The sequence below is a fragment of the Subtercola sp. Z020 genome, assembly GCF_002931235.1.
In the GTDB taxonomy this organism is placed as follows: Bacteria; Actinomycetota; Actinomycetes; order Actinomycetales; family Microbacteriaceae; genus Subtercola.
Genome location: NZ_PSTT01000058.1, coordinates 1 through 6,174, shown reverse-complemented (window position 1 = coordinate 6,174; position 6,174 = coordinate 1). Strand labels below are relative to the sequence as shown.

At 69.5% G+C, this 6,174-nt stretch carries 5 protein-coding genes; 2 read left to right on the top strand and 3 right to left on the bottom strand.

The annotated features are described in order from the left end of the window. Positions 1-901, bottom strand: a 901-nt coding sequence (locus tag C5B96_RS07800; RefSeq protein ID WP_104244606.1) for a phosphodiesterase, incomplete at its 3' end; no start/stop codon positions are given. Between the two features lie 218 nt (positions 902-1,119). On the opposite strand from C5B96_RS07800, the gene C5B96_RS07795 reads away from it, so the two are divergent. Both C5B96_RS07795 and C5B96_RS07790 read left to right on the top strand, forming a co-directional pair. Further along, positions 1,120-2,244, top strand: a complete 1,125-nt coding sequence (locus C5B96_RS07795) for a magnesium and cobalt transport protein CorA (RefSeq protein WP_104244608.1) — start codon at positions 1,120-1,122, stop codon at positions 2,242-2,244. A gap of 24 nt (positions 2,245-2,268) precedes the next feature. Beyond that, positions 2,269-3,765, top strand: a complete 1,497-nt coding sequence (locus C5B96_RS07790; RefSeq protein WP_104244604.1) for an FAD-dependent oxidoreductase — start codon at positions 2,269-2,271, stop codon at positions 3,763-3,765. A gap of 13 nt (positions 3,766-3,778) precedes the next feature. Here the strand turns inward: C5B96_RS07790 and C5B96_RS07785 are convergent, their stop codons facing one another. Further along, entirely contained in the window at positions 3,779-5,302 is a 1,524-nt protein-coding gene (locus C5B96_RS07785) for a phosphotransferase (RefSeq protein WP_104244602.1), read from the bottom strand. Between the two features lie 106 nt (positions 5,303-5,408). Then, on the bottom strand, positions 5,409-6,174 hold a 766-nt coding region (locus C5B96_RS07780; RefSeq protein WP_146078113.1), incomplete at its 5' end, for a prolyl oligopeptidase family serine peptidase.

The window sequence follows — 6,174 nt, the reverse complement described above, 5'->3', positions numbered from 1 at the left end:
CCTCGGGCGTGACGGGGGCGGCGGCGGGGGGCGCGAACGCGACATCCGCCTTCTCGAGGATCGCGGCGGTCTCTGCGGCGTTCGTGTAGGAGACCTGGGCGTAGTGGCCGATGGGCACGACAGAGTGCAGCACGGTGTTCTCGTAGACGTGCACGAGGTTGAACGCCTGGGCGCCGTCGCGGGCGAGGGTGCCGCCGACGGGCACGTTCAGGTCTTGGGTGTAGCAGGTGGCCGAGGCGACTGAGACGGGGATGCCGGCGAACATGGCGGTGGAGGAGTAGTGCAGGTGCCCGGCGATGATCGAGCGAACGTCGCTGCCCTGCAGTACCTCGGCGAGTGACGCCTGGTCGCGCAGCTCCACCATGACCGCGAGATCGAGCACGCTGGGCACGGGCGGGTGGTGCATGGCGAGGATCGTGCCGTGCGGCGCGGGGCTGGAGAGCTCTTCGGCGAGCCAGTCGAGCTGCTCGTGGGTGACCTCGCCGTAGTGCGACCCGGGAACCGTCGAGTCGAGGGTGATGATGCGCAGGCCGTTGACGTCGAAGACGCGGTCGATCGGCTTCATCGACGGCTGCTGGTCGAGCAGGCCGGCGCGGAACGCCGCGCGGTTGTCGTGGTTGCCCATCACCCAGATGACCTCTGCACCGAGCTTCGCGGCGGCGGGTTCGACGATGTTGCGGAGTTTCTCGTAGGCCTTCGGGTCGCCCTTGTCGGCCAGGTCGCCCGTGAAGACGATCGCCTCGGGGCGGGCTCCGGAGTCGAGCAACTCGTCGAGGATGCGGGTGAGGTGACCCTCTGCATCGACCTTGCCGTAGAGCAGGTCGTCGTGGCCGACGAAGTGCGTGTCGCTGAAGTGGAGGACGAAGTGGTCAGGACGCGGATACTGCGCGAGGGTTGGCATTGTGAAGTGAGCCGTTTCGGGTTGACTTCCCGCTGTGTGAGGCGCACGACGGGTGGTGCGATCTACAGACAACCAGACGAATCTGTACGCGGGGTTAACGCCACGCGGTGCCGGAGCGAACAGGAACGGATGGGAATCGTGCCGCAAGAAGTATGTCATTCTGAGGTCGGCGGGGCGAGCGTGGGCCCCGGAAAGACGCAGGAAGGGTGGCGATTCCCATGAGATTCTCACAGGTCATCAAGGGAGCGGTCACCCGGCGACCCGCGGTCGAGGATCCGGCGATCGCCGAGCCGCAGAACGACCCGTCGAACGACGGTCTGCTCGGCGGGGTGATCGACAATGCGATCTACTCCGAGGGCAGGCGCGTGCTCTCGCCCGCGACCCCGCACCAAACGATCGAGGCGCTGGCGAGCATCCCGAACGCCCTCGCCTGGATCGGCCTGTTCCGCCCGAACGCTGCGGCGCTGGCCGAGCTCGAACAGGAGTTCGGCCTGCACCCGCTCGCCGTCGAAGACGCGGTCGCGGCCCACCAGCGCCCGAAGCTCGAACGCTACGGCGACATCCTCTTCGTCGTGCTGCGCGCCGCCTTCTACGTCGACGAACGGGAGGAGGTCGAGTTCGGCGAGCTGCACCTCTTCGTGGGCCCGAACTTCGTCGTGTCGGTGCGGCACAGCGCGTCGCCCGACCTGTCGGTGGTGCGCCGACGGATGGAGAGCGACCCGAAGCTGCTCTCGCACGGGCCGACCGCGGCCCTCTACGGCATCATGGATGCGGTGGTCGACCAGTACGCACCGGTCGTCGCCGGTCTCGAGACCGACATCGACGAGATCGAGGCGCAGGTCTTCGAGGGTGATCCCGCTGTGTCGCGGCGCATCTACGAACTCTCACAGGAAGTGCTCGACTTCCAGCGCGCCACGCTTCCGCTGACCGGGATGCTCGAGACCATCCGGTCGACGTTCGAGAAAGACGAGGCGGGGCTGGAGCTCCGGCGCGCCTTCCGCGACGTCGCCGACCACGTCGCGGTGGTCAATGAGCGGGTGGACGGCTTCCGCCAGACCCTCCGCGAGATCCTGACGGTGAATGCGACGCTCGTGGCGCAGCGGCAGAACGAAGACATGAAGAAGCTCGCCGAGACGAGCAACCACCAGAACGATGAGGTCAAGAAGATCTCCGCCTGGGCCGCCATCTTCTTCGCCCCGACCGTCGTGACGGGCGTCTACGGCATGAACTTCGACTACATGCCGGAGCTTCACCAGTGGTGGGGGTATCCCGCGGCGCTGCTGGTGATGGCGACGGCCAGCATAGGCCTCTACGGCATGTTCAAGAAGCGCGGCTGGCTGTGAACGACGGCGGCGTACGCTGATCCGATGACGTCTCTCTGGCTGGCTTCGCCCCGCGACATCCCGACCGATCCATTCGAGCCGGGAGCCCGCTACGACGAAGTGGTGGTGGGGGCGGGCCTGACCGGTCTCGTCACAGCGCTGCTGTTCGCCCGGGCGGGCAAGCGCGTCGCCGTGATCGAGGCGCGCTCGGTGGGTGCTGTGGCGACCGGCAATTCGACGGCCAAGCTGTCGCTGCTGCAGGGCAGCCAGCTGCAGAAGATCAAGGCGCACACCTACCAGAGCATCGTGCAGGCCTACGTCGACGCCAACCGCGCCGGCCAGCAGTGGATGCTCGACTACGCGTCGTCGCGGGGCATTCCGGTGCAGCGGCGGGATGCTGTGAGCTACGCCGGCACGCCCGACGGTGTTGCGGCGGTCGAGCGTGAGTACCGCCTCGCGCGCTCGGCGGGGCTCGACGTGCGGCTGACCGACCGGGTGGATCTTCCGTTCGAGACGTTCGGAGCGGTCGTGCTGCCCGGGCAGGCACAGTTCGACCCGCTCGATGTGCTGGCCGCCCTCGCCGCCGACGTGCGGGAGCTCGGTGGGGTCATCGTCGATGAGACGCGGGTGGTCGGGGTGAAGGCGTCGGCCCCTGCCGAGGTGCGCACGACGCGCGGTGACGTCTTCGGCGAGCATGTGCACCTGACGACGGGTACGCCGATCCTCGACCGCGGGCTGTATTTCGCGAAACTGAAGCCGCTGCGGTCGTACTCGGCGTCGTACACGGTGCCCTCCGAGGGGTCGGCGTCGCTTCCGGAAGGCATGTACCTGTCGGTGGATGCGCCCAGTCGCTCGCTCCGCACGGCGCCGGGCGCCGACGGCTCGTCGGCGCTCATCGTCGGCGGCAACGGGCATCCGGTCGGTCGCGTGAGCGACACCCGGGCGCTCGTCGACGACCTGCACGCGTGGACGGCGCGGCACTTCCCGGGCGCGGTTCCGACGCACTCGTGGAGTGCGCAGGACTACGAGACGCCGCACCGGGTCCCGTTCGTCGGCTTTCTGCCCCGGGGTCGCGGCCGCATCTACTTCGCGAGCGGATACGACAAGTGGGGCATGACCAATGCTGTGCAGGCGGCGCTGACGCTGGTGGGTGACCTGGCCGGGTCGACGCCGGAGTGGGCGAAGGTGCTGCACCACCGCATCACGCTGCCGGCCGCGATCGGGTCGGGCATCGGCGCGAACGCGGCGACGGGGTGGTGGGCGCTGAAGGGGTGGGCGTCGGCGCTGGCCGGCCCGGCGACGGATGATCTGCCGGTGCCGCCGGAGGGCGAGGGTGGGATCGGCCGGAGCGGGCTCCGCCCCACGGGAACATCGACGGTGGCAGGGCGCACCTGCCAGGTGTCGGCGGTGTGCCCGCACCTCGGCGGCGTGCTCAGCTGGAACTCCGCGGAGACCTCGTGGGATTGCCCGCTGCACGGCTCGCGGTTCGCCCCCGACGGCAGCCTGCTCGAGGGGCCGGCCGTGCGCGACCTGCGCGCGTAGCCGGCGCCGGGCGCTAGCTACGGGGGCGGTTCGCCAGGCGTGCGACCGCGGCGGTCGGGATCGAGACCCAGGTGGGGCGGTTCCGCACCTCGTAGATCGCCTCGTAGAGCGCCTTGTCGATCTCGAACGCGTCGAGCAGGGCCCGGTTCGCTCGGAGGTCGACCCCCGAGCGCGCGATGTAGCCGTCGAGGAAGGCGGCACGGGCATCCAGCGCCCACTGCGTCGCCGACTCGCCGGGGTGCGTCTGCGCGTGGGAGCCTGCCACGTAGTCGAACGAGCGGAGCATCCCGGCGATGTCGCGGAGGGCGAGGTCGGGCTGGCTGCGTTCGACCATCGGCCGGAGCGGTTCGCCCTCGAAGTCGACGAGCACCCAGCCGCCGGTGGGCGTGTGCAGCACCTGGCCGAGGTGGTAGTCGCCGTGGATGCGCTGCAGGTTCGGCCAGGGGCTCGCCTCTGCGGCTTCGAAGACGCGCTCGATGGCGTCGTTGTGCTCGGCGAGCGAGGGCACCTCGCGAACGGCTCCGCCGTGGCGGCGGCGCATGCTCGTCATGACGGCGGCGACCACGTCGTCGGAGGGCTCGATGGTCGGCAGTACGGCCGCGAGCGTCTCGTGCACTTCGGCCGTCGCCTCGCCGAGCGCCGTGGCCTCCGCGACGAACGAACGGCCCGACTCGACGGCATCGAGCGCGACGCGCCAGGCGTCTTCGACGCCGGGGAGGAACTCCTGCGCGAAGGCGAGGTGGCCGGAGGTTCGGCCGTCGGGCATGCGCGAGTCGTGCCACTGGCCGACGACGCTGCCGATCGACGCGGGGACCCGGTTCGACCCTGCCTTGGCCAGGGCGGACTGCAGAACGACATCGGGGTTGTTGCCGTGGTGCAGAACCCGGAAGACCTTGCAGATGACAGGGGTGTGCGCCTCGCCCTCCGCCGACTCGACGGTCATGATGATCGACGAGTTGGACTGCTCGCCGCTCAGCACCTTGGCCGAGATCACCGAGAGGGGATGCCCGGAGAGCTGCGCGCGCCCAGTGGCTGTGGCGCCGCCGGTGCCGTCGCTCGCCTGGTCGCGGGTGATGAGGTCGAGCAGCGCGCCGGAGTAGGCGAGGTCGTGCGTTCCGTCGTAGACGAACTGGGTGTGCGCGCCCTCGTCGCCGACCGTGACCGAGTTCTCGGGGATCTCGGGGCCGGAGCCCGAGGCCGCGCCGGAGGCGGACCGGTGACCCGCACCGGGGGTGGCGCTGAGGGCGACGATCAGGGAGGCTTCGAGCTCGGGGGTGCGCTCGCTCCGCACCGTGAGGGGCACCTGGTAGAGCCGGGACTGCTGGCCGCCCTCATCGAGAACGAGGAACGTGGTCACGCGCACCTCTGCGTCGCCGTGCGGCAGGTCGAAGCTGCCGATGAGCCGGAGCTTCGGGCGGGAGCCCTTGCCGCCGAACCAGCGCTGGCGAGGCATCCATTCGGCCAGTGAATCGAGGAGCGCGCTGTCGAACGGCTCGGAATCGAACGCCGGGGTTTCAGCTGCTGCGGTTTCGGTCATGAGTCGCCTTCGTCGTGGCCTGCAAACGTCACTGGTAACCCTACGCTGGAGGGCCGGTCGAACGGTGCCCGTGGCCGTCGCGCGGCGAACGGTGTATGCGCGGGCCTCATGCTCGGCCGAGTACGTCGAGCATCCAGGCGTACTCGTAGGCGGTCTCCTTCCAGCGTTCGTAGCGGCCGCTGACCCCGCCGTGGCCGGCGGTCAGCTCGATCTTCAGCAGGGCGTCTGCACCCTCGGCGCGGAGCTTCGCCACCCACTTCGCGGGTTCGACGTAGAGCACACGGGTGTCGTTCAGGCTGGTCACCGCGAGGATGCGCGGGTAGCGGATGCCGGGCCGTACGTTCTCGTACGGGGTGTACGACTTCATGTAGGCGTAGACCTCGGGGTCGTGCAGGGGGTCTCCCCACTCATCCCACTCGATGACGGTGAGCGGGAGCGACGGATCGAGGATCGAGGTGAGCGCGTCGACGAAGGGCACCTGGGCGAGGATGCCGGCGAAGAGCTCGGGGGCTTCGTTCGCGACGACTCCCATCAGGAGCCCGCCCGCGCTGCCGCCCTGTGCGACGAGCAGCTCGGGCGTGGTGTCACCGGCCTCGACGAGATGGTGGGCGGCGGCGATGAAGTCGGTGAAGGTGTTGCGCTTCTGAAGCTCCTTGCCCTGCTCGTACCACCACCGGCCGCGCTCGCCACCGCCTCGAACGTGCGCGATGGCGAACACGACGCCGCGGTCGAGGAGGGAGAGACGTGCCACCGAGAACGAGGGATCGATGCTCGCCTCGTACGATCCGTAGCCGTAGAGCACGAGGGGGGCGGGGGCGCCCGGGGTGACGAGGTCGGAGCGGTAGACGAGCGAGATCGGGATGCGCGTGGGG